The sequence below is a fragment of the Streptomyces sp. FXJ1.172 genome (genome assembly GCF_001636945.3).
GTDB lineage: Bacteria > Actinomycetota > Actinomycetes > Streptomycetales > Streptomycetaceae > Streptomyces.
The window spans coordinates 7,002,205-7,027,007 of sequence record NZ_CP119133.2; the positions used below are offsets into that span (position 1 = coordinate 7,002,205).

At 71.7% G+C, this 24,803-nt stretch carries 24 protein-coding genes; 11 read left to right on the forward strand and 13 right to left on the reverse strand.

Features of this window, described 5'->3' with window-relative positions; all coding sequences use genetic code 11:
- The first annotated feature begins 236 nt into the window (after window positions 1-236).
- Window positions 237-1,649 (forward strand): NCS2 family permease, encoded by a 1,413-nt coding sequence (locus tag A6P39_RS31450; RefSeq protein ID WP_067048699.1) that lies wholly within the window; start codon window positions 237-239, stop codon window positions 1,647-1,649.
- Between the two features lie 4 nt (window positions 1,650-1,653).
- Here A6P39_RS31450 and A6P39_RS31455 read toward each other — a convergent pair whose 3' ends face one another.
- Both A6P39_RS31455 and A6P39_RS31460 read right to left on the reverse strand, forming a co-directional pair.
- Entirely contained in the window at window positions 1,654-3,111 is a 1,458-nt protein-coding gene (locus A6P39_RS31455) for a peptidoglycan D,D-transpeptidase FtsI family protein (RefSeq protein WP_067048702.1), read from the reverse strand.
- Window positions 3,112-3,209: 98 nt separating this feature from the next.
- Window positions 3,210-3,983 carry an IclR family transcriptional regulator gene (locus A6P39_RS31460; protein ID WP_067048705.1) on the reverse strand — a complete coding sequence of 258 codons (774 nt, stop codon included), beginning with the start codon at window positions 3,981-3,983 and terminating at the stop codon, window positions 3,210-3,212.
- 158 nt (window positions 3,984-4,141) lie between these two features.
- Here A6P39_RS31460 and A6P39_RS31465 point away from each other — a divergent pair, with 158 nt between their 5' ends.
- The 5 genes from A6P39_RS31465 (at window position 4,142) to A6P39_RS31485 (ending at window position 8,827) form a co-directional block, all read left to right on the forward strand.
- Complete coding sequence (locus tag A6P39_RS31465; RefSeq protein WP_079133515.1) at window positions 4,142-5,671, forward strand: aldehyde dehydrogenase (NADP(+)); 1,530 nt, start codon at window positions 4,142-4,144, stop codon at window positions 5,669-5,671.
- A gap of 20 nt (window positions 5,672-5,691) precedes the next feature.
- Entirely contained in the window at window positions 5,692-6,300 is a 609-nt protein-coding gene (locus A6P39_RS31470; protein ID WP_067048712.1) for a DUF1349 domain-containing protein, read from the forward strand.
- A gap of 78 nt (window positions 6,301-6,378) precedes the next feature.
- Complete coding sequence (locus A6P39_RS31475; RefSeq protein ID WP_199840858.1) at window positions 6,379-6,882, forward strand: GNAT family N-acetyltransferase; 504 nt, start codon at window positions 6,379-6,381, stop codon at window positions 6,880-6,882.
- Window positions 6,883-6,959: 77 nt separating this feature from the next.
- A complete protein-coding gene (locus A6P39_RS31480; RefSeq protein WP_067048990.1) occupies window positions 6,960-7,679 on the forward strand; it encodes a DsbA family oxidoreductase in 720 nt (239 codons plus the stop codon).
- Between the two features lie 95 nt (window positions 7,680-7,774).
- The gene (locus tag A6P39_RS31485; protein ID WP_067048715.1) at window positions 7,775-8,827 is read left to right on the forward strand and encodes an aminotransferase class V-fold PLP-dependent enzyme; all 1,053 of its coding nucleotides are present in this window, start codon (window positions 7,775-7,777) and stop codon (window positions 8,825-8,827) included.
- A 74-nt stretch (window positions 8,828-8,901) separates the two neighbouring features.
- On the opposite strand, the gene thpD is transcribed toward A6P39_RS31485, so the two are convergent.
- The 5 genes from thpD to A6P39_RS31510 form a co-directional block, all read right to left on the reverse strand.
- Window positions 8,902-9,795, reverse strand: a complete 894-nt coding sequence (gene thpD / locus A6P39_RS31490; RefSeq protein WP_067048718.1) for an ectoine hydroxylase — start codon at window positions 9,793-9,795, stop codon at window positions 8,902-8,904.
- A 6-nt stretch (window positions 9,796-9,801) separates the two neighbouring features.
- Complete coding sequence (locus A6P39_RS31495; RefSeq protein WP_067048720.1) at window positions 9,802-10,206, reverse strand: ectoine synthase; 405 nt, start codon at window positions 10,204-10,206, stop codon at window positions 9,802-9,804.
- A 48-nt stretch (window positions 10,207-10,254) separates the two neighbouring features.
- Window positions 10,255-11,526: a diaminobutyrate--2-oxoglutarate transaminase gene (ectB, locus tag A6P39_RS31500; RefSeq protein WP_067048722.1), complete on the reverse strand. Its 1,272-nt coding sequence runs from the start codon at window positions 11,524-11,526 to the stop codon at window positions 10,255-10,257.
- A 24-nt stretch (window positions 11,527-11,550) separates the two neighbouring features.
- Window positions 11,551-12,069: a diaminobutyrate acetyltransferase gene (ectA, locus tag A6P39_RS31505; RefSeq protein WP_067048725.1), complete on the reverse strand. Its 519-nt coding sequence runs from the start codon at window positions 12,067-12,069 to the stop codon at window positions 11,551-11,553.
- 310 nt (window positions 12,070-12,379) lie between these two features.
- On the reverse strand, window positions 12,380-13,423 hold the full coding sequence (locus tag A6P39_RS31510; protein WP_067048728.1) for a pyridoxal-phosphate-dependent aminotransferase family protein: 1,044 nt from the start codon (window positions 13,421-13,423) through the stop codon (window positions 12,380-12,382).
- A 150-nt stretch (window positions 13,424-13,573) separates the two neighbouring features.
- Between A6P39_RS31510 and A6P39_RS31515 the strand changes: the two genes are divergently transcribed.
- The 5 genes from A6P39_RS31515 to A6P39_RS31535 all read left to right on the forward strand — a co-directional run bounded on the left by A6P39_RS31515 (window position 13,574) and on the right by A6P39_RS31535 (window position 18,269).
- The gene (locus A6P39_RS31515) at window positions 13,574-14,422 is read left to right on the forward strand and encodes a transporter substrate-binding domain-containing protein (RefSeq protein WP_067048731.1); all 849 of its coding nucleotides are present in this window, start codon (window positions 13,574-13,576) and stop codon (window positions 14,420-14,422) included.
- 4 nt (window positions 14,423-14,426) lie between these two features.
- Complete coding sequence (locus tag A6P39_RS31520; protein WP_067048735.1) at window positions 14,427-15,260, forward strand: amino acid ABC transporter permease; 834 nt, start codon at window positions 14,427-14,429, stop codon at window positions 15,258-15,260.
- The gene (locus tag A6P39_RS31525; RefSeq protein WP_067048738.1) at window positions 15,257-16,051 is read left to right on the forward strand and encodes an amino acid ABC transporter ATP-binding protein; all 795 of its coding nucleotides are present in this window, start codon (window positions 15,257-15,259) and stop codon (window positions 16,049-16,051) included. The genes A6P39_RS31520 and A6P39_RS31525 overlap by 4 nt, the downstream gene beginning before the upstream one ends.
- 18 nt (window positions 16,052-16,069) lie before the next feature.
- Window positions 16,070-17,161: an amidohydrolase family protein gene (locus A6P39_RS31530; protein WP_067048741.1), complete on the forward strand. Its 1,092-nt coding sequence runs from the start codon at window positions 16,070-16,072 to the stop codon at window positions 17,159-17,161.
- A gap of 181 nt (window positions 17,162-17,342) precedes the next feature.
- A complete protein-coding gene (locus A6P39_RS31535) occupies window positions 17,343-18,269 on the forward strand; it encodes an SCO1860 family LAETG-anchored protein (RefSeq protein ID WP_067048744.1) in 927 nt (308 codons plus the stop codon).
- A 91-nt stretch (window positions 18,270-18,360) separates the two neighbouring features.
- Here the strand turns inward: A6P39_RS31535 and cobC are convergent, their stop codons facing one another.
- Genes cobC through cobM form a run of 6 tightly spaced genes read right to left on the reverse strand, consistent with a single transcriptional unit; the run spans window position 18,361 to window position 24,741 of the window.
- A complete protein-coding gene (gene cobC, locus A6P39_RS31540; protein ID WP_067048747.1) occupies window positions 18,361-19,416 on the reverse strand; it encodes an Rv2231c family pyridoxal phosphate-dependent protein CobC in 1,056 nt (351 codons plus the stop codon).
- Entirely contained in the window at window positions 19,406-20,341 is a 936-nt protein-coding gene (locus A6P39_RS31545) for a sirohydrochlorin chelatase (RefSeq protein ID WP_067048750.1), read from the reverse strand. The genes cobC and A6P39_RS31545 overlap by 11 nt, the downstream gene beginning before the upstream one ends.
- Entirely contained in the window at window positions 20,338-20,925 is a 588-nt protein-coding gene (locus tag A6P39_RS31550) for a precorrin-8X methylmutase (protein ID WP_067048753.1), read from the reverse strand. The genes A6P39_RS31545 and A6P39_RS31550 overlap by 4 nt, the downstream gene beginning before the upstream one ends.
- Window positions 20,922-22,673, reverse strand: a complete 1,752-nt coding sequence (cobJ, locus tag A6P39_RS31555) for a precorrin-3B C(17)-methyltransferase (RefSeq protein ID WP_067048756.1) — start codon at window positions 22,671-22,673, stop codon at window positions 20,922-20,924. The genes A6P39_RS31550 and cobJ overlap by 4 nt, the downstream gene beginning before the upstream one ends.
- The gene (locus A6P39_RS31560; RefSeq protein WP_067048759.1) at window positions 22,670-23,902 is read right to left on the reverse strand and encodes a bifunctional cobalt-precorrin-7 (C(5))-methyltransferase/cobalt-precorrin-6B (C(15))-methyltransferase; all 1,233 of its coding nucleotides are present in this window, start codon (window positions 23,900-23,902) and stop codon (window positions 22,670-22,672) included. The genes cobJ and A6P39_RS31560 overlap by 4 nt, the downstream gene beginning before the upstream one ends.
- The gene (gene cobM / locus A6P39_RS31565; RefSeq protein ID WP_067048762.1) at window positions 23,899-24,741 is read right to left on the reverse strand and encodes a precorrin-4 C(11)-methyltransferase; all 843 of its coding nucleotides are present in this window, start codon (window positions 24,739-24,741) and stop codon (window positions 23,899-23,901) included. The genes A6P39_RS31560 and cobM overlap by 4 nt, the downstream gene beginning before the upstream one ends.
- Window positions 24,742-24,803 lie beyond the last annotated feature (62 nt).

Genomic DNA, 24,803 nt, shown 5'->3' on the forward strand with positions numbered 1-24,803 from the left:
GGCGGCTGCGAGCGTCTGTGAGTGTCATGTGAATGACATGCGAGGGTCCCAAGGAGCCCCGGACGGAGATCCGGAGCGTAGCAGTGATCGTTTTGTGTGCCTCGTACGGGGGGTCGGACACCGTATGGTCCACCGAACTCGATTCCGTAACACGCAGAAAACCTGAATCAGGTTGAACAGGGGAACAATCCAGCCAGCATCCGCACAGCGCCCGTCAGGCAACGAGGAGTTGGACCATGTCCCCAGCGTGGCACGGCATCGACCGTCACTTCAGCATCTCCGCACGTGGATCCACGGTCGGCCGCGAGATACGCGGCGGTTTCGCCACGTTCTTCACCATGGCCTACATCCTTGTCCTGAATCCGATCATCCTGGGCAGTGCCAAGGACAAGTACCAGCACACCCTCGACACCGGCCAACTCGCCACCGCCACCGCGCTGGTGGCCTGTGTGATGACGATCGTCATGGGCGTCGGCGGCAACCTCCCGCTCGCCATCGCCGCCGGCCTCGGCCTGAACGCCGTCGTCGCCTTCCAGCTGGCGCCGCTGATGAGCTGGCCCGACGCGATGGGCCTAGTGGTCCTGGAGGGACTGATCATCTGCCTGCTGGTCCTCACCGGGCTGCGACAAGCCATCATGAACGCGATCCCGCAGCAGCTGAAGCAGGCCATCGGCGTCGGCATCGGCCTGTTCATCGCCTTCATCGGCTTCGTCGACGCCGGCTTCGTCAGCCGGATCCCCGACGCCGCGAACACCACCGTGCCCGTGCAGCTCGGCGCCGTCGGACGGCTCACCGGCTGGCCCGTGCTGGTCTTCTGTCTCGGCGTGCTGCTGACCATCGGCCTGCTCGCCCGGAAGGTGAAGGGCGCGATCCTCATCAGCATCGTGACGATGACCCTCGTCGCGATCGTCATCAACGCCGTCGCCGACATCAAGAGCTGGGGCCTGACCACACCCAAGGTCCCGGACAAGATCGTCGCCGCCCCGGACTTCGGGCTGATCGGTCACTTCAGCCTGTTCGGCGGCTTCGGCAAGGCCGGCGTACTCACCGCCGTCCTGCTCGTCTTCACCCTGATCCTGTCGGACTTCTTCGACGCCATGGGCACGATCGTCGGCATCAGCGCCGAGGCCGGGCTGCTCGACGAGAAGGGGCAGGTGCCCGGCATCGGCCGCGTGCTGTTCATCGACGGTGCCGCCGCCGTCGCCGGCGGTCTCGGCTCCGCCTCCTCCAACACCGCCTACATCGAGTCGGCGGCCGGCGTCGGCGAGGGCGCCCGCACCGGCCTCGCCAACCTCGTCACCGGCGGCCTGTTCGGCCTCGCCCTCTTCCTCACCCCGCTGCTCACCATCGTCCCGCTCCAGGCGGCGGCCCCCGCGCTGATCGCGGTGGGCTTCTTGATGATGACCCACGTCAAGCACATCGACTGGGACCGCTACGAGATCGCCATCCCGGCGTTCCTCACCATCGCGGCGATGCCGTTCACCTACTCCATCACCGACGGCATCGGGGCCGGGTTCCTGTCCTACGTCCTCATCAAGACGGTGCTGGGCAAGGCGCGGGAGGTCAACTGGCTGCTGTGGGCGGTGTCGGTGCTGTTCCTGGTGTACTTCGCCATCGATCCGGTGGAGCAGGTGCTCGGGGTGAAGTAGCGCCTCAGCTCTTCAGCGCCGCCCGCATCATCGCCTTCGCCACCGGCGCGGCCAGCCCGTTGCCGCTGACCTCCGACCTCGCCGCGTCCGACTGCTCCACCATCACGGCCACGGCGACCTCCTTGCCGGAGCTGTCGGACTTGCCGAAGGAGGTGAACCAGGCGTACGGCGTCTTGCTGTTGTTCTCGCCGTGCTGGGCGGTTCCGGTCTTGCCGCCGACGGTGACGCCGTCGATCAGGGCGTTCGTGCCCGTGCCGTCCTTGACGACCGTCTCCATGGCCGACTGGAGCTGCCCGGCGGTGGCGGAGCTGACGACCTGCCGGGTCCCGGCGTCGGAGTCGTAGTCGTGCAACACATCACCGCCGCTGTCGGTGAGCTGCGACACCATGTGCGGCGAGACCAGCTTGCCGCCGTTGGCTATGGCGGCTGAGACCATGGCCATCTGGAGCGGGGTCGCGGTCACATCGAACTGGCCGATGCCAGAGAGCCCGGTCTGCGCCTTGTCCATGTGGGAGGGGTACACACTGGCGTAGGCCCGCACCGGCACATCGAGCTGGTCGTCGTTGAAGCCGAACTTCTCGGCCATGGCCCTCACCTTGTCCTGCCCGAGGTCGACGGCCATCTTGCCGAAGACGTTGTTGCAGGAGTACTGCAGGGCGACCCGGATCGGGGCGTTCTCGCACGGGGCCGACGCGTTCTCGTTCGCCAGCGGCCGCACCGTGCCCGGCAGGGTGTACGGGTTGGGGCTGTCGGTGTGCTCGTCCACGTTCTTGTAGAGCCCGTCCTCCAGCGCGGCCGCCGCCACGACCAGCTTGAACGTCGAACCCGGCGGCAGCGGCTGGCGCAGCGCGCGGTTGGTGAGCGGCTTGTCCTTGTCCGCGCCCAGCTGCTTCCAGGCGGTCCCGGCCGTGTTGGCGTCCGTGAGCGAGGAGGGGTCGTACGACGGCGTCGAGACCACCGCGAGGATCTTGCCGGTCTTCGGGTCGATCGCGACGGCCGCGCCCTTCTTGCCGCCGAGGGCCTGGTAGGCGGCCTTCTGCACGGCCGGGTCGATCGTGGTGAGCACGTTGCCCGGGTCGGCGCGCTTGCCGGTGAGGGTGTCCAGCACGTTCTTCAGACGGGTGTCCGTGCCGTTGAGCAGGTCCTGGTAGATGCCCTCCAGCTGGGTGGGGGCGTAGGCCTGCGAGGCGTAGCCCGTCACCGCGGCGTAGAGCCTGCCGTCCGTGTACGTCCGTTTGTACGCGAGGTCGCTTCCCTTCGTCCGGGCCGAACCGGTGATCGCGTTGCCGGCCACGATGATGTTCCCGAGCGGCTGCGAGTACGTCTGGATCGCGTTCCGCCGGTTGTCGTTGTCGTCCGCGAGGGCCTTGCCGTCGTAGAACTGCACCCACGTCGCCCTGACCAGCAGAGTGAGCACGAGCAGCAGCGCGAAGACGGACGCCCGCCTGATCGTCTTGTTCATCCCGACCAGGAAGACGACCGGGAAGGGGCCGATCGTTCCCGTACGCCCGTTTTCTCATCGGACGCTCAGGAAAACCGGCCCCCGCGTGTCCCGCGCGGTCAGAGCCGGCGCGTCGCCAGCGCCAGCCGGTCGCGCGCGTCGAACAGCGCGTCCTTGATCATCTGCTCGTGGGCGGGGGTCAGCCGGGCCACCGGAACCGAGCAGCTGATCGCGTCCCGGGCCGGGGTGCGGTACGGGATCGCCACGCCGAAGCAGCGCAGGCCCAGCGTGTTCTCCTCGCGGTCGACCGCGAAGCCCTGCTCCCGGACCTGGTGCAGCTCCTCGATGAGCTTCTCGCGGTCGGTGGTGGTGTGCTCGGTGAGGGCCGGGAGGGTCTCCGGGAGCAGTTTGCGGACCTGCTCGTCGGAGTACGTGGCGAGGATCGCCTTGCCGAGGGACGTGGAGTGCGCGGGCAGCCGGCGGCCGACCCGGGTGAAGGGGCGCAGATAGTGCTGCGACTGGCGGGTGGCCAGGTAGACGACGTTCGTGCCGTCGAGGCGGGCCAGGTGGATCGTCTCCGTGGTGTCGTCCGACAGCCGGTCCAGTGTCGGGCGGGCCGCGGCGACCACCTCGTCGCCGTCGATGTACGACGTGCCGACCAGCAGCGCCCGCACCCCGATGCCGTACCGCGTGCCGGTCGCGTCCGTCTCCACCCAGCCCAGCTCCACGAGCGTGCGCAGCAGCATGTACAGACTGGACTTGGGGTACCCGACGGCCTCCTGGACCGCCGCGAGGGAGTGCATACCGGGCCGGCCGGCGAAGTACTCGAGCAGCTCAACGGTCCGTACCGCGGACTTGACCTGCGCGCCGCCCGCCGTGTCGCCTGCCGTCATCGCCCTTGACCCCTTCGTTCGACGAGGGCCTGGATATTCAGGACCCGAGATATGTAGTCTCCGAGCAGCGAATTCATCATCAGAGACAGTGTTCAGTATATCGAACGCGGCTGATGGGTGACCCAGTTGAGCACGGCCTTGTTTGGAGGGGACCCGCGGTGGCAGCAGCACCAGTCTGGAGTGTCGACCCGCGCACCGGGAAGCAGCGCGAACAGGTTGCGGTGGAGGCCACAGCCCAGGAGGTGGACGCGGCGGTCCGGGCGGCCCACGCCGTGCGCGGAGCGCTCGCCGACCGCGCGGTGCGCTCCGCGTTCCTGCGCACGGCCGCCGCGGGCCTGGACGCGGCGCGGGACGCCCTGGTCGAGACCGCCGACGCCGAGACCGCGCTCGGCCCGGTCCGGCTGACCGGAGAACTCGCCCGCACCGGCTACCAGTTGCGGGCCTTCGCGGACGTCGTCGACGAGGGTGCCTTCCTCGACGTCGTCATCAACCACCCCGACGACACCGCCACCCCGCCGATTCCGGACCTGCGGCGCTACAAGGTGCCGCTCGGTGTCGTCGCCGTCTACTCCGCCTCCAACTTCCCCTTCGCCTTCTCCGTCGCGGGCGGCGACACCGCGAGCGCGCTCGCCGCGGGCTGCCCGGTCGTCGTCAAGGCCCACCCCGACCACCCGGCCCTGTCCGAGCTGGTCGCCAAGGTGCTGCGCCGGGCCGCCGCCGAGCACGGCATCCCCGAGGGCGTCGTCGGCCTCGTGCACGGCTTCGAGGCGGGCGTCGAGCTGATCAGGCACCCGCTGGTCGCCGCCGCGGGCTTCACCGGGTCGGTCCGGGGCGGTCGCGCACTGTTCGACGCCGCCGCCGCGCGTCCGGTGCCGATCCCGTTCCACGGCGAACTGGGCTCGCTGAACCCGGTCCTGGTGACCGAGGCGGCCGTCGCCGAGCGGGCCGAGGCGATCGGCTCCGGGCTGGCCGGGTCCATGACGCTCGGGGCCGGCCAGTTCTGCGTGAAGCCCGGCCTCGTCCTCGTGCCGTCCGGCGCGGGCGGCGACCGGCTGGTGAAGTCCCTCACCGACGCCGTCAGCGACACCGACGCCGGGGTCCTGCTCGACCACCGCATGCGGGACAACTTCGTCGCCGGGGTCCGGGAGCGGAGCGGCCTGGCGGACGTCGAGACGCCGGTCACGCCGGGCGCGGGCGGTGAGCACACGGTCAGCGCGGGGTTCCTCACGGTGCCGGCGCAGAAGCTGACCGAGCAGGGGGCGTACGACCTGCTGCTCGAGGAGTGCTTCGGGCCGGTCACCGTCGTGGCCCGCTACGCCGACGAGGCGGAGGCGGCGGCGGTGCTGTCGCGGCTGCCGGGAAACCTCACCGCGACCGTGCAGCTGTCCGCCGAGGAGGCGGCCGGGCAGGGGCGCGGTGCGGAACTCCTCGCCGAGCTGACGCCGCTGGCCGGGCGGGTGGTCGTGAACGCGTGGCCCACGGGTGTCGCCGTGGCGCCGGCCCAGCATCACGGCGGTCCGTACCCGGCGACGACCTCCATGTCGACGTCCGTGGGCGGTACGGCCGTCGAGCGGTGGCTGCGGCCGGTGGCCTACCAGAACGCGCCCACCGCCCTCTTGCCGGCCGAGCTGAGGGACGAGAACCTCCTGGGGCTGCCCCGGCGGTTCAACGGGGTTCTGGAACGGTAGGGCACTGGCACAATCGGGCGATGGACGTGGAACTTCCCGAACTGCCTTTCCCCTTGCGCACATACGGACCCGAGGGGCACTGGTCCTACGAGGACGGCGTACTGACCGGATGGGCCGGGCCCCGGCAGGACCGGTTCGTCACGCCCACCGGTGAGGCCCTCGACCCCGCCGGTGACGCGCCCCGGCTGCTGGGGGCGCCCGAGGGGGACTTCCAGCTGATCGCCCGGGTGACCGTGGGCTTCCGGGCGGCCTTCGACGCCGGCGTGCTGTACGTGCACGTCGGCGAGCGGGCCTGGGCCAAGCTGTGCCTGGAGTACTCCCCGGACGTGCCCACCGTGTGCACGGTGGTCACCCGGGGACACTCCGACGACGCCAACTCCTTCACCGTGGACGGCAGTTCGGTGTGGCTGCGGGTCAGCCGGACCGGGCGGGCCATCGCCTTCCACGCCTCCCGGGACGGTGCGCGGTGGACCTTCGTCCGGCTGTTCACCCTGGGCGACGAGAAGGAGACCGACGCGGCCCTGGTCGGCTTCATGACGCAGTCGCCGATGGGGGAGGGGTGCGTGGTGACGTACGACCACATAGAGGTCAGGCCGAGCTGGCCCCAGGACCTGAGGGACGGGAGTTAGGGGGTACCTGCGACGTGCCGGCGGGTACGGAACCGCACCGCACGGAACCGCACCGCGCGGGCGCGCGTCCTCGACGGCATGATCAGTGACCGGATGACGGGCGCCCGCGTGATCCGCACGGCCGTGCCCGCCGAGGCCGAGGTGATCGCCGCACTGCATCACCGGGCGCGCTCGACGTACTACCCGGACGGCCTCCCGGACGACGGCATCGACTGGACCGCCGCCTGGCGCAGCGCCGTCGGACGGCCCGATGGGCAGGTGCTGTGCGTCGTCGACCAGGGCGCCATCACCGCCATCGCTTCCTTCCGGCCTCCGGCGGACGGCCCCGCCGACGTGGTCAGGCTGTTCCAGTTCCACGTCGACCCCGACCGCTGGCGCACCGGCATCGGTACCGACCTGCACGCGGCCTGTGTGGAGCAGTGGCGCGCCGATCGAATGCGGAGTGCGGTGCTCGACGTGCACGTGGACAACCGGCGTGCCCAGGCCTTCTACGCCCGCCTCGGCTGGGTCCCCGATCCGGAGAACCCGCCGGCCGACGGCGACCACCACCTGTTCCTGCGCTTCTCCGTGCCTGGGGAATGAACGGGGCTGCTTGAACGTTCACGTACTGGCGCGGGGAGAGTCCTCGCGCCCGTACGACCCGGAGAAGAGCCGTGAGCATGCGCGTCGAGATCTGGACGGACATCGCCTGTCCCTGGTGCTACGTCGGAAAGGCGCGGTTCGACAAGGCCCTCGCCGCCTTCCCGCACCGCGACGAGGTCGAGGTCGTGCACCGCTCCTTCGAGCTGGACCCGGGCCGCGCCAAGGGCGACGTCCAGCCGGTGATCACCATGCTCACCAAGAAGTACGGCATGAGCGAGGCGCAGGCCGAGGCGGGCGAGGACAACCTGGGCGCCCAGGCCGCCGCCGAGGGCCTGGACTACCGCACGCGCGGCCGCGACCACGGCAACACCTTCGACATGCACCGCCTGCTGCACTTCGCCAGGGAGCGGGGCGTCCAGGACGAGCTGATCCAGATCCTGTACCGGGCGAACTTCGCCGAGGAGCGGTCCGTCTTCACCGAGGGCGACGAGCGTCTGGTCGAGCTGGCCGTGGAGGCCGGGCTGGACGCGGAGGCCGTCCGCGCCGTGCTCGCCGACCCGGCCCGCTACGCCGACGAGGTCCGCGCCGACGAACGCGAGGCGGCCCAGCTCGGCGCGAACGGCGTGCCCTTCTTCGTCCTCGACCGCACCTACGGCGTCTCCGGCGCCCAGCCCGCCGAGGTCTTCACCCAGGCCCTCACCCAGGCCTGGGGCGAGCGGACCCCGCTGAAGCTGGTGGACCAGGACGGGGCACAGGCCTGCGGGCCGGACGGGTGCGCCGTACCGCAGCAGGACTGAAACCGCAGGCCAGGGCGGATGTATAAGGCTCGCTAAGCGAATCCACGTACATTTTCGCGATGGACGGGAGGTGCCGTGCCCCGCACAGTAGGGGCATGGAGACCTTCGAGAGCCTCGTCCGTGCCGAGTTCAGCCCGAAGAACACCTTTCTGAACACCGCGAGCAGCGGCCTGCTGCCCGCCCGTACCGTCACCGCCCTGCACGAAGCAGTGACGATCAGGGCCGAGGGCCGGCCGCTGGATCCGCTGTTCGAGGACGTGGAACTGGCCCGCGCCGCGTTCGCCCGGCTCGCCGGGGTGCCGGTGGCCCGGGTGGCGGCCGGGGCGTCGGTCGCCTCCCAGACCGGGCTGGTCGCCGCCTCGCTGCCCGCCGGCGCCGAAGTCCTCACCGCCGAGGACGACTTCACCTCCGTGATCAACCCCTTCTACACGCGGGGCGACCTCAAGGTCCGTGCCGTACCGCTGGAGCGGCTCGCCGAGTCCGTGCGGCCCGGCACCGCGCTCGTCGCGGTCAGTGCCGCCCAGTCCGCCGACGGGCGGGTCGCCGACCTGCCCGCCCTGCGCGAGGCGGCCCGGGCGCACGGCACGCGCACCTACATCGACTTCTCCCAGGCCGCGGGCTGGCTGCCGATGGAGGCCGGGGCCTACGACTTCACGGTCTCCACGACCTTCAAGTGGCTGCTCGGCCCGCACGGGGCCGCCTTCCTCGTCGTCCCCGAGGACTTCGGGGGCCTCGCCCCGCTGCTGGCGGGCTGGGTCGCGGCCGAGGAGCCCTGGGACAGCTGCTACGGCCCGGTGGCCGAACTCGCCCGTTCGGCACGGCGGTTCGACGTCAGCCCCGCCCTGTTCACCTACACCGGTGTGCGCCACTCCCTCGCCCTGATCGAGGAACTGGGCGTGACCGCCGTGCAGGCCCACGACCTGGCCCTCGCCGACCGGTTCCGGGCCGGACTCGGCTCGCTCGGCCACGCCCCCCTGCCCGCCCCCGGCTCGGCCATCGTCTCCGTCCCCGGACTGGGCGGGCGCCAGGGCGAGTTGAGCCGTGCCGGCATCGAGGTGTCCAACCGTGCAGGCAACCTGCGGGCCTCGTTCCACCTCTACAACACGCCCGCGGACGTGGACCGGCTGCTGGACGTGCTGGCCGGCTGACGAAACGGCCGGGCCGGAGCCCCTCGTCCCACACGAGGAGGCCCCGGCCCGGTGCTCGGGCGGGTTGCCGCGGGCTACCGCACCGGCGTGAAGTCCCTCGCCCCGATGAACTCCGGCCTGCGCACCGGTGCCGCGAACGGCTCGACGGCGGCGTTCTCCACGCTGTTGAACACGATGAAGACGTTGCTGCGCGGGAACGGCGTGATGTTGTCGCCGGAGCCGTGCATGCAGTTGCAGTCGAACCAGGTCGCCGAACCGGCCTTGCCCGTGAAGAGCTTGATGCCGTACTCGCTCGCCATCTTGGTCAGCGCCTCGTCCGAGGGCGTGCCCGCGTCCTGCATCTGCAGGGACTTCTTGTAGTTGTCCTTGGGCGTGGCGCCGGCGCAGCCCAGGAACGTCCGGTGCGAGCCCGGCATGATCATCAGGCCGCCGTTGGTGTCGTGGTTCTCGGTCAGCGCGATCGAGACGGACACCGTGCGCATGTTCGGCAGGCCGTCCTCGGCGTGCCAGGTCTCGAAGTCCGAGTGCCAGTAGAAGCCGCTCGCGCCGAAACCGGGCTTGACGTTGATCCGGGACTGGTGGACGTACACGTCCGAACCGAGGATCTGCCGGGCCCGGCCGACCACGCGCGGATCGCGCACCAGGCTCGCGAACACCTTGCTGATCCGGTGCACCTCGAAGACCGAGCGGATCTCCTGCGACTTCGGCTCGACGATCGAGCGCTCGTCGGCCCGGATCGCCGGGTCGGCGACCAGCCGCTCCAGCTCCTGCCGGTAGACCTCGACCTCGTCGGGGGTGATCAGCTGCTCGATCGCGAGGAAGCCGTCACGCTCGTACGACTGGAGATCGGCGGCCGGGACCGGGCCGGGCGTGTCCGGGGAGCCCCAGACGACCGGGTCCTGCCGGGGGACGGTGACCTCGGTGGCGCCGCGGCTGGGGTACAGATCGGTGTCGGTGGCAGTGGTCATCGTGTCTCACACCTCCTCGGGCTCGGTGAGCAGCGGGTAGACGCCGTTCTCGTCGTGGTCCTCCCGTCCGGTCACGGGCGGGTTGAACACGCAGACGCAGTGGAAGTCCTCCTTGACCCGCAGCGTGTGCCGCTCATGGCCGTCGAGGAGGTACATGGTGCCGGGCGTGATCGTGTACGTCTTCCCGGTCTCGTGGTCGGTGAGTTCGGCCTCACCCTTGGTGCAGACGACGGCCTCGATGTGGTTGGCGTACCACATCGATGTCTCCGTCCCGGCGTACAGGATGGTCTCGTGCAGGGAGAAGCCGACCCGCTCCTTGGCGAGGACGATCCGCTTGCTCTCCCAGGTACCGGACTTCGCCTTGACGTGCCGGTCGGTGCCTTCGATGTCCTTGAACGATCGGACGATCACGGTGCTGTCTTTCCTCCTTGCTGACTTGCTGACCTGCTGACCTGCTGATCAGGCGGTTTCGCGGACGGCGCGGGCGAGGACCCGGAGGCCCTCGTCCAGCTCGTCCGGCGTGATGGTGAGGGCCGGCAGCAGCTTGACGACCTCGCCCTCCGGGCCGGACGTCTCGATGAGCAGCCCGAGTTCGAAGGCCCGCCGGGCGATCTTCGAGGCCCGCGCCTTGTCGTGGAACTCCATGCCCCACACCAGGCCGCGGCCGCGGTACTCCTTGACGTCGGCGAGGTTCTCCTCGGTGATCGAGATCAGCGCCTGCTCGACCTGCTCGCCCCGGGCCCGGGTCTGCTTCTCCATCGCCGAGCCGTCGGCCCAGTACGTCTCCAGTGCCGCGGTCGCGGTGACGAACGCGGGGTTGTTGCCGCGGAAGGTGCCGTTGTGCTCGCCCGGCTCCCACACGTCCAGCTCGGGCTTGAACAGGCACAGCGACATCGGCAGCCCGTAGCCGCTGATCGACTTGGAGACGGTGACGATGTCCGGCGTGATGCCCGCCTCCTCGAAGGAGAAGAAGGCGCCGGTGCGGCCGCAGCCCATCTGGATGTCGTCGACGATCAGCAGCATGTCCTGCCGCTCGCACAACTCCTTGAGCGCGCGCAGCCATTCGGGCCGGGCCACGTTGATGCCGCCCTCGCCCTGCACGGTCTCCACGATCACCGCGGCGGGCTTGTTGAGCCCGGAGCCCTGGTCCTCCAGGAGCCGCTCGAACCACAGGAAGTCCGGGACCGTGCCGTCGAAGTAGTTGTCGAACGGCATCGGGGTGCCGTGCACCAGCGGGATGCCGGCGCCGGCCCGCTTGAAGGCGTTGCCGGTGACGGCGAGGGAGCCCAGTGACATGCCGTGGAAGGCGTTCGTGAACGACACGATCGCCTCCCGGCCCTTCACCTTGCGGGCCAGCTTCAGCGCCGACTCCACGGCGTTGGTGCCCGTCGGACCCGGGAACATGACCTTGTACGGCAGATCGCGCGGGCGCAGCACGAGGTCCTGGAAGGTCTGCAGGAACGACCGTTTGGCCGTCGTCGACATGTCCAGGCCGTGGGTGACCCCGTCGCGATCCAGATAGTCGATCAGCGCCCGTTTGAGTACGGCGTTGTTGTGGCCGTAGTTGAGTGAGCCGGCCCCGGCGAAGAAGTCGAGGTAGGCATGACCGTCCTCGTCGAACATCCGGCTGCCCTGTGCGCGGTCGAAGACCGTGGGCCAGCCGCGGCAGTAGCTGCGCACCTCGGACTCGAGGGTCTCGAAGACGCTGAGGTCGGGCTGGGTGATGGTCACGGTGAATCGCTCCTCAGTGGGGCTTCAGTGGGGGGTGACGTCGGTCAACGGGCCGATGCGGTACAGGACTTCGGGGTCGTGCGGGCCGTCCGGGAACAGCTCGGCGGGGAACAGCACCTCGCGTTCGAGGTGCGCCCCGTGCCGGGCGGCGAACGAGGTGAACAGCCGCTCGGAGGCGGTGTTGCCCGGCGTGATCGTCGTCTCCACGCCGGTGACGCCGCGCTCGGCGACCAGTCGTGCGGTCAGCCCGTCCAGCAGTGCGGCGGCGATGCCGAGGCCCCGGTGGGCGGAGTCGACGGCCACCTGCCAGACGAGCAGGGTGTGCGGGCGGTCGGGCCGCACGTAGCCGGTGACGAATCCGACCGGTTCCCCGTCCGCACCGCGCGCGACCGCCGAGGTGCCGGCGAAGTCCCGGCACCACAGCAGATAGCTGTACGAGGAGTTCAGGTCGAGGGTTTTCGAGTCCTTGGCGAGACGCCAGAGCGCGGCTCCGTCGGTCACCGCCGGATGGTCGATGAGCAGGTCTGCGGGTGCGGCAGTCATGCGGCACGAATTTAGCGAAGCGAATTAGGAAATGCACGGCCGTGGTCTCTGTGCGACACAGAAGGGGAGGCGGAATGTCCGGATCGACCCGCATCAAATCGGGGCAAAAGCACCGCGCTGTGGAGTGTGTCACACTATGGAAACCGTCAGAAAACCGCCAAGAAACTCACCTGTTTAGGCTCGCAAAAAGCGGGCAGAAGAAGATGGGAAGCTGTCACCCGGGAAATTGGCGGAAATTGTGAAACTAAATTGAATTCAGGCTCCGGTGGTCCTGTCGATTCGTTCACGCAGAATGTCGGCATGCCCGGTGTCACACGCCGAGGGCCGCCCCAATGGCCGCCAGGCACCTCTGCACCGTCTCCGGCGAAGCATCCGCCCCGTAATGGTTGACCCGGATCATCTCCTTGGCCAGCGCCCCACCGCCGGCGGCGATCGGCAACGTCGGGTCCTCGGCCAGCGCGCGCGCCACCAGCTCCGAGGCGACCACGCCCGACGGCACCCGCAGGGTCGTGGCGACGGGCGCCGCGTCCTTCTCCTCGTGGACGTACGGCTCAAGCCCGCCACCCAGGGCGACCGCACCGGCCCGCGTGGCCAGCGCGGCGCTCCGGTGCCGGTCCATCACCACAGCTGGCCCCACCGACTCGATCCGCTCCAGACACGCCTCCAGCGCCAGCATCTCCAGCTGGGCCGGGGCGTGCGGCAGGGCCTTGCGGCCGGCGTCGGTCCAGCGCTCCTTCCAGTCCAGCAGGGAGAGGTAGGAGCGGCGCGGCGCGTTCGGGTTGGCCGCCATCCGGGCCCAGGCCCGCTCGCTCACCGAGATCGCCGACACACCCGCCGGTCCGCCCATCGCCTTCTGCGCCCCGATCACGCACAGGTCCACGCCCCACGCGTCGGGCAGCACCGGCTCCGCGCCCACGGAGGCGACCGCGTCCAGGTAGAACAGCGCGCCGTGCGCCCGTACCACCTCGCCGATCTCCGCGACGGGGTTGGTGTTGCCGGTCGCCGCCTCGGCGTGGACGAGGGAGACGAAGTCGATCCCGGGATGCTCGGCGAGCGCCTCGCGGACCTGCTCGGCCGTCACCGCCGTGTGGAAGGGGACGGAGATGTCGTGGACGGTCGCGCCGCAGGAGCGCAGCCAGTGGCCGAAGGTCTGGCCGTACGGGCCCGTGATCACGTTCAGCGCCACCGTGCCCGGACCGGCCGCCGCGCGGATCGCGCCCTCCAGCGGCAGCAGTGCCTCGCCCTGGGTGATCAGCACGTCCTGGCGGGTGTCCAGCAGCCGGGCCACCCCGTCCTCGATGGCGGCGAAGCGCTCGGCACTCAGCGGGGGCAGGTCGAGGAAGGGGTGGGTCACGGCGCTCTCTCTTCGTTCAGCGGTCGGTTCGTGGCGTCGACTCCCCCGATCTTAGGTGCAACGGCTTCGTAACCATGGGTTTGATTTGAGAGACTCAAACTCATCCTTATAATCGGAAGCCACAGTTCCCCCACAGAGAAGATCACCCCCATGAAAACGTTCCTCGGGCGCCGGTCCCGCCTCCTGGCTGCCACCACTGCGACCGCCGCTGTGGCGCTCGTGGTCGCCGGCTGCTCCTCCAGCAGTTCGGGGAGCGGCCCGACGACCGTCAAGGGGGTCCACCTCGTCAAGGGCGGTCAGCTGACCACCTGCACCCACCTGCCGTACCCGCCGTTCCAGTCGGAGATCGACGGCAAGGTGCAGGGCTTCGACGTGTCCCTGATCGACCTCGTGGCCAAGAACCTGGGCGTCAAGCAGCAGATCCTCGACACCCCGTTCGAGAACTTCAAGACCGGCGCCTTCCTGAACTCCGGCCAGTGCGACCTGGCCGCCGCCGGCATGACGATCACCGCCGAGCGCAAGAAGAACGTCGACTTCTCCGACCCGTACTTCGAGGCCACCCAGGCCGTCCTGGTCGACAGGAGCAGCGGGATCAACTCGCTCGCCGACGTCAAGGCCAAGGGCAAGAAGCTCGGCGCCCAGGCGCAGACCACCGGCGAGGACTTCGCCCGGAGCAAGGGCCTCGACCCGGTCTCCTTCGCCTCCTCCGACGCGGTCCTCAACGGCCTGCGCACCGGTCAGGTCCAGGCCGTCATCATCGACTACCCGGTCGTCCAGGGCTGGCTGAAGGACAAGGCCAACGCCGGCAAGTTCAAGGTCGTCGACAACCTCAAGACCGGCGAGCAGTACGGCTTCACGGTCAAGAAGGGGAACAAGGCCCTGCTCGACGCCGTCAACAAGGCCCTGAAGGACGCCAAGGCCGACGGCACGTACAAGAAGATCTACGAGAAGTGGATCGGTCCGTACAGCGCCTCCGTCGCCTCCCCGGCCGCCTCCTGACCCCATGACCGACACGGACACACGCATCCAGCCGAAGCGGACCGGGCTGACCCGCCGGCAGAAGCGCCGGCTCTCGCGCGGGGCGCAGTACGTCGTCTTCGCCGCCGCGGTGATCGCGTTCGCGGCCGGCGCGGACTGGGCACGGCTGAAGAACCAGTTCGCGCAGGCCCACATCGCGCGGCAGATGTTCCCGGACCTCATCACGGTGGCCCTGAAGAACACCGTGCTGTTCACGCTGTCCGGGTTCGCGGTGGGCCTCGCCCTCGGCATGGTCATCGCCCTGATGCGCCTGTCGTCCGTGGGGCCGTACCGCTGGCTCGCCGGCGTCTACATCGAGATCTTCCGCGGCCTGCCCGCGCTGCTGATCTTCATCTTCGTCGGCACCGGCGTGCCGCTGGCCTTCCCGGACCTCCAGTACCCGGGCGGCATCTACGGCAAGGTCGCCGTCGCGCTCGGGCTGGTCTCCGCCGCCTACATGGCGGAGACCATCCGCGCGGGCATCCAGGCCGTGCCCAAGGGACAGACGGAGGCGGCCCGTTCGCTCGGGTTCTCGCCCGCGCGCGCCATGGTCTCCATCGTCCTGCCGCAGGCCTTCCGCATCATCCTGCCGCCCCTGACCAACGAACTCGTGCTGCTCTTCAAGGACTCCTCGCTGGTGCTGTTCCTCGGCGTCACCCTGGAACAGCGCGAACTGTCCAAGTTCGGCAACGACCTGGCCAGTACGACCGCGAACTCCACGCCGATCCTGGTCGCGGGCCTGTGCTACCTGCTGATCACGATCCCGCTCAGCCTCGTCGTGCGCCGAATGGAATCCAAGGCCCTGAAGGAGATCCGGTGACCCGCCCAGAGATCCGCGTCCAGGACCTGCACAAGTCCTTCGGCGACAACCACGTCCTGCGCGGCATCGACCTGGAGATCGGCCGCGGCGAGGTCGTCTGCGTGATCGGCCCCTCCGGCTCCGGCAAGTCCACGCTGCTGCGCTGCGTGAACCTGCTCGAGGAGCCCACCAAGGGCCAGGTCTTCGTCGGCGGCACCGAGCTGACCGACCCGGACGTCGACCTCGACGCCGTACGCCGCCGCATCGGCATGGTCTTCCAGCAGTTCAACCTCTTCCCGCACCTGAACGTCACCGAGAACCTCACGCTGCCGCAGCGCCGGGTGCTCGGGCGGGACAAGGCCAGTGCCGCGAGGACCGCCGCCGAGAACCTGGCCCGCGTCGGCCTCGCCGAGAAGGCGGACGCCTACCCGTCCTCCCTCTCCGGCGGCCAGCAGCAGCGCGTGGCCATCGCCCGCGCGCTCGCCATGGGCCCCGAGGTCATGCTCTTCGACGAGCCGACCTCCGCGCTCGACCCGGAGCTGGTCGGTGACGTCCTCGCGGTGATGCGCAGGCTCGCCGAGGAGGGCATGACGATGATGGTCGTCACCCACGAGATGACCTTCGCCCGTGAGGTCGCCGACCGGGTCGTCTTCATGGACGGCGGCGTGATCGTCGAGGACGGCACCCCCGAGCAGGTCATCGGCAACCCGCAGCACGAGCGCACCCGCCACTTCCTGTCCCGGCTCCTCGACCCGGCGATGGCCGAGGTGGAGGAGGAGACCTCCGACCAGGTGGGCAGGTCCGAGCCGTAGCTCATTAAGGTGCAGTACATGAGCGATGGCGCCGTACTGCACGTGAAGGGGCGGGTCCTCGTCGGGCCCGAGGACGTCCGCGACGAGCTGTGGGTGGTCGGGGGCAGGATCTCCTACGACCGCCCCGCCGGCGCGCGGGACGTCACCACCGTCGAGGGCTGGGCGCTGCCCGGCCTGGTCGACGCGCACTGTCACGTGGGCCTCGACGCGCACGGCCCGGTCGACGCGGAGACCGCCGAGAAGCAGGCGCGCACCGACCGGGAGGCGGGCGCCCTGCTGCTCAGGGACGCCGGCTCGCCCTCCGACACCCGCTGGATCGACGACCGCGCCGACCTGCCGAAGATCATCCGGGCGGGCCGGCACATCGCCCGCACCCGCCGCTACATCCGCAACTACGCGTGGGAGATCGAACCGGAGGACCTGGTCGCCTACGTCGCCCAGGAGGCCCGGCGCGGCGACGGCTGGGTCAAGCTGGTGGGCGACTGGATAGACCGCGACCTCGGCGACCTGTCCGCCTGCTGGCCGCGCGAGGCGGCCGAGGCGGCCATCGCCGAGGCCCACCGCCTCGGCGCCCGCGTCACGGCGCACTGTTTCGCCACGGACTCCCTGCGCGACCTGGTCGAGGCCGGCATCGACTGCGTCGAGCACGCGACGGGCCTGACCGGCGACCTGATCCCGCTCTTCGCCGAGCGGGGCGTCGCGATCGTCCCCACCCTCGTCAACATCGCCACCTTCCCGCGGCTCGCGGACGGCGGTGAGAGCAAGTTCCCGCGCTGGTCCGCGCACATGCGCCGGCTGCACGAACGCCGCTACGACACCGTGCGGGACGCCTACGACGCGGGGATCCCGGTCTACGTGGGCACGGACGCCGGCGGCTCGCTGGCGCACGGTCTGGTCGGGGCCGAGGTGGCGGAACTGGTCACCGCCGGCATCCCGCCCGTGGCCGCCCTCTCGGCGACGGCCTGGGGCGCCCGCGCCTGGCTCGGCCGCCCCGGCCTGGAAGAGGGCGCACCGGCCGACCTGGTGGTGTACGAGGGCGATCCGCGCGCGGACGTACGGGTGCTGGCGGTGCCGCGCCGGGTGGTGCTGAACGGGAGCATCGTGGAGTAACGGGAGCGTAGGGGCGCAGGGGCGCAGGAGCGGCACGGGGGAACGCATGTCCTTCACGATTCGAAGGGGCGTGCCAAAACTGCCCGATTGAGTGAAGTAACCGGGGAAGGCCGTGCGTTCACCCGTAGCGCGTACAAGGTTGACGGGTCCCAAGCATGTTCCTTCTGGGGGTCCCACCACCTTGAACAGCGAAAACTTCCGCATGCCCGCCCGCGGTCTCGCCGCGGTGGCGACGGTCACCGCCCTCGTCGCGGCGCCCTCGCTCCTCGGCGCGGGCGCCGCGCACGCGACCGGTGACCACGCTCGCGCCTCCGCCGTCGTCCTGCGCACCGGGCTCGACGTGTCCCTGCTCAACAAGACCGTCGACGTCCCGCTCGCGGTCTCCCTCAACGAGGTCCAGGCGCCGCGGAGCGCCGACAGGACCGCGCTGTCCGCCCGGCTCGACGGCGTGGCCGGCGGCAAGCCGTTCAGCGTCCTCGGCGCGGACGTCGCCTCGGCGAAGGCCACGGTGACCGCGCGGCGCGCCGAGGGCTCGGTCCGGCTCGCCCACGCCCGGCTGCACGTGCCCGGCCTGCCCCTGCTGTCCCTGATCGAGGCCGACGCCGTCACCGCCCGGGCCACCTGCGAGGCCGGCAGGGCGCCCGTCGCCTCCGCGAACGTCCTCGGCGGCGTCACCGTCCTCGGCAGGCGCGTCACGCTCACCGCCGACGGCCCGACCGAGGTGAAGGTGCCCGGCGTCGGCGAGGTCCGCCTCGACCTCGCCCAGCGGCGCACCACGACCCGTACGGCCGCCGCCACCGCCCTCGAACTCAAGGTCTCCGTCAACCCTCCCCCAGACTCCGTCCGGGGGGACCCCCAGCTCAACGTGGCCGACGTCGAAGGCACGGTCACGCTCGCCCGGGCGACCTGCGAGTCCCCGGCGGCCGCACCCGCCGGCGACCCGGTGCAGAGCCACGATCCGGCCGCCGGTGTGAAGGCCCAGGGCGCCCGGTCGGGCCTCGCCGAGACCGGTGGCAGCCCGGCCACCCCGTACCTCGCGGGCGGCGCGCTGGCCCTGCTGCTGGCGGGCGGGGGAGCGGTGGCGGTGGCCCGGCGCCGCAAGAGCTGACGGCACGCCCTGGTGCCGCTCCCTGCCCGGCCGTCACACCGGGAAGGGAGCGGCCCGGGGTGCATCGCCTCCCGGCCGGGGCGGTCCCCGGCTACCCGAGGGCGGCCGACAGTGCCTTCAGGAACCCGTTCGCCGTCCCCCGGTCCCGGACAGCCACCCGCACCCACTCCCCGCCGAGTCCCGGGAACGTGTCCCCCCGGCGCACGGCGTATCCGAACTCGCGCAACCGGCGTCGTACTGCGGCCGCCTCCGGCATACGGACCAGCACGAACGGTCCCTGAGCCGGACCGGCCACCGAGACACCCCGGCCGGCGAACGCGGCCAGTCCCGCCACCAGGTGGGCCCGGTCCGCCGCGATGCGATGTGCCGCGTGCCCCGCCTCCGCCAGCGCCTGCGGCGCCACGCACGCCCGGGCGGCGGCGAGGGCCGGCGTCGACACCGGCCACAGCGGCTGGGCCCGCTCCAGCGAGGCGATGATCTCCGGCTGAGCCAGGACGTACCCGATCCGCAGCCCGGCCAGCCCCCAGGTCTTGGTCAGGCTGCGCAGGACGACCAGCCCGGGCACGTCCGTCCGCCCGGCCAGTGCCTCCCGCTCACCCGGCACCGCGTCCATGAACGCCTCGTCCACCACCAACGTCCGTCCGGGCCGGGCGAGTCGGGCGATCCCGTCCGCCGGGTGCAGGACCGACGTGGGGTTGGTCGGGTTCCCGATCACCACCAGATCGGCGTCCTCGGGCACCGCCGCCGGGTCCAGCCGGAACCCGTCCGGCTCGCGCAGCAGCACCCGGTCCACGGTGTGCCCGGCGTCCCGCAGCGCGGCCTCCGGCTCGGTGAACTGCGGGTGCACGACGACCGGTCGGCGCACCTTCAGGGCGCGTGCCAGCAGCACGAACGCCTCGGCCGCCCCGGCGGTCAGCAGCACCCGCTCCACCGGCAGCCCGTGCCGCGCCGCCACCGCCGCCCGCGCGGCCCGCCCGTCCGGGTAGGCCGCGAGCGAGCCCAGCGACGCGGCGATCCGCTCCCGCAGCCAGGCCGGGGGAGTGTCCGCGCGCACGTTGACCGCGAGGTCGACCAGCGCCGAGCCGTCGTCACGGACCTCGGCATCGCCGTGATGACGCAGATCGTGCCCGGTGTCGTCAGTGCGCATGGCTGTGCGTGTGCCCCCCGTGATGGTGGTGCCCGTGACCGTGGTGGTGCCCGTCGTCGTCCGGGTGGAAGTGCGGCTGCTGCGGCAGTCCCACCTTGTCCTCGAAGCCCGGCAGCGCGATCCGGTACACGCACGAGTCGCAGTTCATCCGCAGATCGCCCTTGACCGCCTCCTCGTACCGCTCCATCACCAGGTCCAGCAGCTCCGGCTCGGGCCCGACGACCTCGGCGCAGCGCACCTCGGTCTCCGGGTGCGCGGCCGCCCACCCCTCGGTCTGCTGCCGCACGCGGTCCGGCAGGATCCCGGTGAACAGGAAGTAGGGCAGGACGACGATCCGCCTCGCGCCCAGCCTGGCGCACCGGTCCAGCCCGCTCGGCACGTCCGGCGCCGCCAGCGACACGAACGCCGTCTCCACACCGGCGTACCCACGGCCCTCCCACAGCAGCCGCGCCGCCTTGTGCACCTCGGCGTTGGCGTCCGGGTCGGTCGAGCCGCGCCCGACCAGCAGCACGGTCACATCGGCCCGGTCCTCGGGGGTGCGCACGGAAGAGCCCAGCGCCTCGTCCAGGCGCCGCTCCAGCACGCCCAGCAGCGACGGATGGGGGCCGAGCGGACGGCCGTAGGTGTACGAGATCCCGGGGTGCCGTTCCTTCTCACGGGCCAGCGCGGCCGGGATGTCGCCCTTGGCGTGCCCGGCGGACACCAGCATCAGCGGTACGGCCGCGAACCGTCGTACCCCCTTGCCGACCAGTTCGGTGACGGCCTCGCCGAGCGGCGGCGCGGACAGCTCGATGAAACCGCCCGCGACGGGCAGTTGGGGATGGCGGCGGCCCAGCTCCCGTACGAAGTCGCGGAACGCCTCGGCTCCGGCCTCGTCCCGGGTGCCGTGGCCGGCGATGAGCAGGGCGGGCGGCGGGGTGGTCACTGGTTCTCCTCGGATGAAGTGGGGTGGTACAGCAGGGCGTTGAGCGCGGCGGCGGCGACCGCCGAGCCGCCCTTCTCGGACACGTTGCTCACGGCGGGCAGCCCGCTCTCGCGCAACGCGGCCTTGGACTCGGCCGCCCCGACGAAGCCGACGGGCAGCCCGATGACGAGCGCGGGGGAGGCGTCCAGGGTGAGCAGCTCCTCCAGGGCGGTCGGAGCGCAGCCGATCACCCACAGGGCGCCGGGCCCGACCTCCTCGTACGCCAGCCGGACCGCGTGGGCCGAGCGGGTGAGACCCGGGCCCGGCAGGGCGTCCTTCAGCCGGCACACGGTCCCGCGCCGGGTGATCCCGGCCGCGACCATCTCCACGTCCACGACGACCGGTGCGCCGGCGTGCAGCGCGGCATGCGCCTTCACCAGGTCGTCCTCGTCGGTCACGAGGTCGCTCGCGTACTCCAGGTCGGCGGCGGAGTGGATGACCCGCTCCACGACCGCCCGGGTCAGCGGCGGGAAGTGCGAGGTGTCCAGGCGGGCGCGCAGCCGCCGGAAGGACTCCTGCTCGATGGGATGCACGATCCGGTTCACCGGGCCTCCTCCTGCGTGCCGTCCTGCGGGCCGCCCCGCACGCCGTCCTGCGCGCCGTCCTGCGCGTTCTCCTGCCAGCGGTAGCCGCGCGGGGTCACCATGCGGCCCGCGATGATCCGGGTCGCGGTGTTGCCCACCGTCACGACCGTCATCATGTCGACCGTCGCCGGGTCGAGCGCACCGAGCGTCGTCACCCGGCTCGACTCGTCCGGCCGGGACGCGTTGCGCACGACACCCACCGGCGTCGCCGGCTCCCGGTGCCCGGCGAGGATCGCGAGCGCCTCGGGCAACTGCCAGTCGCGGCCCCGCGAACGCGGGTTGTAGAAGGTGACGACGAGATCCGCCTCGGCCGCCGCCCGCACTCGCCGCTCGATGACCTCCCACGGCGTGTGCAGGTCGGAGAGGCTGATCGACACGTGGTCGTGGCCCAGCGGCGCACCCAGGATCGCCCCGGCGGCCAGCGCGGCCGTCACCCCGGGCACCCCGACCACGTCGATGTCGTCGGACGCCTCGGCCAGCGCCGGGGAGGCCATGGCGTACACGCCCGCGTCCCCGCTGCCGATCAGCGCCACCGCATGCCCCCTGCGGGCCTCCGCGACCGCCGTACGGGCCCGTTCCTCCTCGGCGCCGAGGCCCGACTCCAGCACCCGGGTGCCGGGCCGCAGCAGATCGCGGATCTGGTCCACGTACTGGTCGAGCCCCACCAGCACGGCGGCGCGCCGGAGTTCGGCCGTGGCGCGCGGGGTGAGCAGGTCCCGGGCGCCGGGTCCGAGCCCGACCACCGCGAGCCGTCCGCGCCCCGGACGCCGTACGACGGCACAGGTCGCCATGGCGGGCCCGCCGTCGGCGCGTACCGACTTCCGCTTGGGCACGAGGAGTTCACCGCCCCGGGCCAGCGCGGCGGCCTCCGCGACCGAGGGCGTGCCGACGGCCGCGAGCGGCGCGCCGGACGGGTTGGGCACCTCGACCCCCGCCAGCTCCTCGGCGGAGTACGTCACCAGGGGCACCCCGAGGCGCTCCGCGGCGGCCACGATGCCCGGCTCGCCGGACTTGGCGTCCACGGTGGCCAGTTCGGCGACCGACCTCGCCGAGAGCCCGGCCGCCCGCAGCGCGTCCTCGACCAGCCCGAGGACCTCCTGCACCGGTACCCCCTTGGACGCGCCGACGCCGACCACCAGCGACGGCGGCCGCAGCAGCACCTCGCGCTCGCCCGCCTCGACGGCCCGGTCCGTCAGCCGGATGGTGTACGCGCCCTCCGCGGCGGTGGGCAGCGGCGGCAGCGGCCAGGGCAACTCCGCCTCCAGCGCGACCGGTTCGCCGTCCAGCAGCGCCCGCGAGACCATGGCCACGGAACCCTCGTACGGCAGCCCGAGCGTGTCCAGTCCGGGCAGTCCGGCGCAGTCCGTCGCGGTCGTCACCACCGGCTCGGCGGCCAGCAACTCGCCGACCTCGCGGGCGAGTTCATTGGCGCCGCCGCCGTGCCCGCCGACGAGCGCCACCGCGTACCGGCCGCTCTCGTCCACGCACACCACGCCCGGGTCGGCCGTCTTGTCGCCGAGCAGCGGCGCGAGCAGCCGTACGGTCGCGCCCGTCGCGAGGAAGCACACCAGCTGCTCGCACTGGGCGAACGCGGCGCGCACCGCCTCCCCGACGGGACCCTCGTACACCCGCGTCCGCTCCGGCCACGCCGCGGCCAGCCGGTCCCGCGCCGCCGCCCCCGCCGCGGTGGCGGAAATGAGGCCGATCACTCGTCAACTCCCTTACTGAATGCCTGGGTTCGAACGCCCCAGAGCAGAAACACAGGATTGGTCGCCGCGAGCCGGGTCACCTCGCCCGGCAACGGCGCCAGCCGCGAGGACTGCAACAGCACTCCGTCGCAGCCGAACCCGGCGGCCGTGAGCGCCTCGCGCGCCGCCGGCACCCGGTCCAGCGCGGCCATGGCGACGACGACGCTGCGCCGCGCCCGCCGCGCACACGCGCCGATGATGTCCGTCAGCTCCCGGCCGCCACCGCCGACGAACACCGCGTCGGGATCGTCGAGCCCGGCCAGCGCCGCCGGCGCCGAGCCGTGCACCACGGCCACGTCGACGCCGTGGGCGCGGGCGTTGGCCCGGATCCGCTCCACGCCGTCCGCCGCCTTCTCCACGGCGACGACGGCCGCGCCGAGCCGCGCACACTCCACCGCCACCGAGCCCGAGCCGGCGCCGACGTCCCACACCAGGTCACCGGGGCGCGGCCCGAGCCGGGCCAGCGCCAGCGCGCGCACCTCGAACTTGGTGATCATCGAGTCCCGGTGCGCGAACTCGCCCTCCTCCAGCGCCCATTGCGCACGGCCCCGCGGCACACCGGCGACCGTGCGCGGCCCGCCGAGCGCCCTTGCCTCGTCCAGGCACAGCACCACGCTCACCGCCGTACCCCAGTCCCGGGCCGCCGCCTCGGCGGGCGTCACCCGCTCCACGCGCTCCCGCACTCGATCCCCGAGCGCGCTCGCCACGACCAGCACCCGGTCCCCGCCCAGCGCGGCGCCCAGCTCCGCGGGCCCGGCACCGGGCCCGGTCAGGACGGCCACCTTCGGGTGCGCCCGGCAGACGTTCACGGCCGTGCGCAGGTCACGGCCGTGCGCGCTGACCACGACCGCGTCGTCCCAGGGCAGCCCGATCCGCGCGAACGCCGTCGCCACGGAGGACACACCCGGCCGCACATCCAGCCGCCCGGCCCCGAACCGCTCGGCCAGCGCCCGCACGATCCCGAAGAAGCCGGGATCCCCGGAGGCCAGCACGAGCACCGGCAGCTCCTTGCCGACGTACTCGGCGATGGTGTCCAGGGCGGGCGCCAGCGGCCCGAGGACGACCCGCTCGGCGCCGCTGGGCAGGCGTACGGCGTCCAGGTGCCGCCGCCCGCCGACGACGAGCGCGGCCCCCTGCGCGACGGCCTCGGGGACCGGCGCACCCGTCCCCGCACCGACGACCGTGATCAACTCTTCGCCCTCTGCTCGCGCAGGGCCCGCCGGGCCTGAGGATCGGCCTTGCGGTAGCCGTGGAAGTGCCCCGGGTGGTAGAGGTGCGAGCGGGTGCCGTGCGCGTCCAGCGCCGGGCCGACCAGGAAGAGCGTGTGCTTCCAGAGCTTGTGCTCCTTGACCGTCTCCTCCAGCGTGCCGATCGTGCACTTCACGACCAGCTCCTCCGGCCAGGTCGCCTGGTAGGCGATGACCACCGGGGTGTCCGTCGGGTAGCCGCCCTCCAGCAGCTCGCGCACCAGCTGGCCGCTGCGGGCGGCGGAGAGGAAGATCGCCATCGTCGTACCGTGCCGGGCGAACTCGCGCACCTCCTCGCCGGGCGGCATCGGCGTCTTGCCACCGCCCAGCCGGGTGAGGACGACCGACTGCGCCACCTCGGGAATGGTCAGCTCACGCTGGGCGAGCGCGGCCACGGCGGAGAACGACGACACACCGGGGACGACCTCGGTCGCGATCCCGATCTGCGCGCACCGGTCCAGCTGCTCCTGCGTGCCGCCCCACAGCGCCGGGTCGCCGGAGTGGATCCGGGCCACCTTCAGGCCCTCGGCGTGCGCGCGCTGGTAGACGGCGACGACGTCCTCCAGGGACATGGCCGCCGAGTCCAGGACCTCGGCCTCCTCGCGCGCGTGCTCGAGGACCTCCGCCTGGACCAGGCTCGCCGCCCAGATCACCACGTCGGCGTCCGCGATCGCGCGCGCGGCGCGGAACGTCAACAGATCGGCGGCGCCGGGGCCGGCACCGACGAACGTCACCTTGCCGGTGGGGGCGTCACCCCTGGCGCCGGCAGTGGCATCGGCCATGGGAAAGGTCCTCTCGTACGGAAAACACACAGCGGAAGAAGTGAAATGTCAGGGTCTGGGCC

Coding starts and splice junctions, on each gene's coding strand:
- A6P39_RS31450 (WP_067048699.1), top strand. CDS start 237: ATGTCCCCAGCGTGGCACGGCATCGACCGTCACTTCAGCATCTCCGCA.
- A6P39_RS31455 (WP_067048702.1), bottom strand. CDS start 3,111: ATGAACAAGACGATCAGGCGGGCGTCCGTCTTCGCGCTGCTGCTCGTG.
- A6P39_RS31460 (WP_067048705.1), bottom strand. CDS start 3,983: ATGACGGCAGGCGACACGGCGGGCGGCGCGCAGGTCAAGTCCGCGGTA.
- A6P39_RS31470 (WP_067048712.1), top strand. CDS start 5,692: ATGGACGTGGAACTTCCCGAACTGCCTTTCCCCTTGCGCACATACGGA.
- A6P39_RS31475 (WP_199840858.1), top strand. CDS start 6,379: ATGATCAGTGACCGGATGACGGGCGCCCGCGTGATCCGCACGGCCGTG.
- A6P39_RS31480 (WP_067048990.1), top strand. CDS start 6,960: ATGCGCGTCGAGATCTGGACGGACATCGCCTGTCCCTGGTGCTACGTC.
- A6P39_RS31485 (WP_067048715.1), top strand. CDS start 7,775: ATGGAGACCTTCGAGAGCCTCGTCCGTGCCGAGTTCAGCCCGAAGAAC.
- thpD (WP_067048718.1), bottom strand. CDS start 9,795: ATGACCACTGCCACCGACACCGATCTGTACCCCAGCCGCGGCGCCACC.
- ectA (WP_067048725.1), bottom strand. CDS start 12,069: ATGACTGCCGCACCCGCAGACCTGCTCATCGACCATCCGGCGGTGACC.
- A6P39_RS31515 (WP_067048731.1), top strand. CDS start 13,574: ATGAAAACGTTCCTCGGGCGCCGGTCCCGCCTCCTGGCTGCCACCACT.
- A6P39_RS31520 (WP_067048735.1), top strand. CDS start 14,427: ATGACCGACACGGACACACGCATCCAGCCGAAGCGGACCGGGCTGACC.
- A6P39_RS31530 (WP_067048741.1), top strand. CDS start 16,070: ATGAGCGATGGCGCCGTACTGCACGTGAAGGGGCGGGTCCTCGTCGGG.
- cobC (WP_067048747.1), bottom strand. CDS start 19,416: ATGCGCACTGACGACACCGGGCACGATCTGCGTCATCACGGCGATGCC.
- cobM (WP_067048762.1), bottom strand. CDS start 24,741: ATGGCCGATGCCACTGCCGGCGCCAGGGGTGACGCCCCCACCGGCAAG.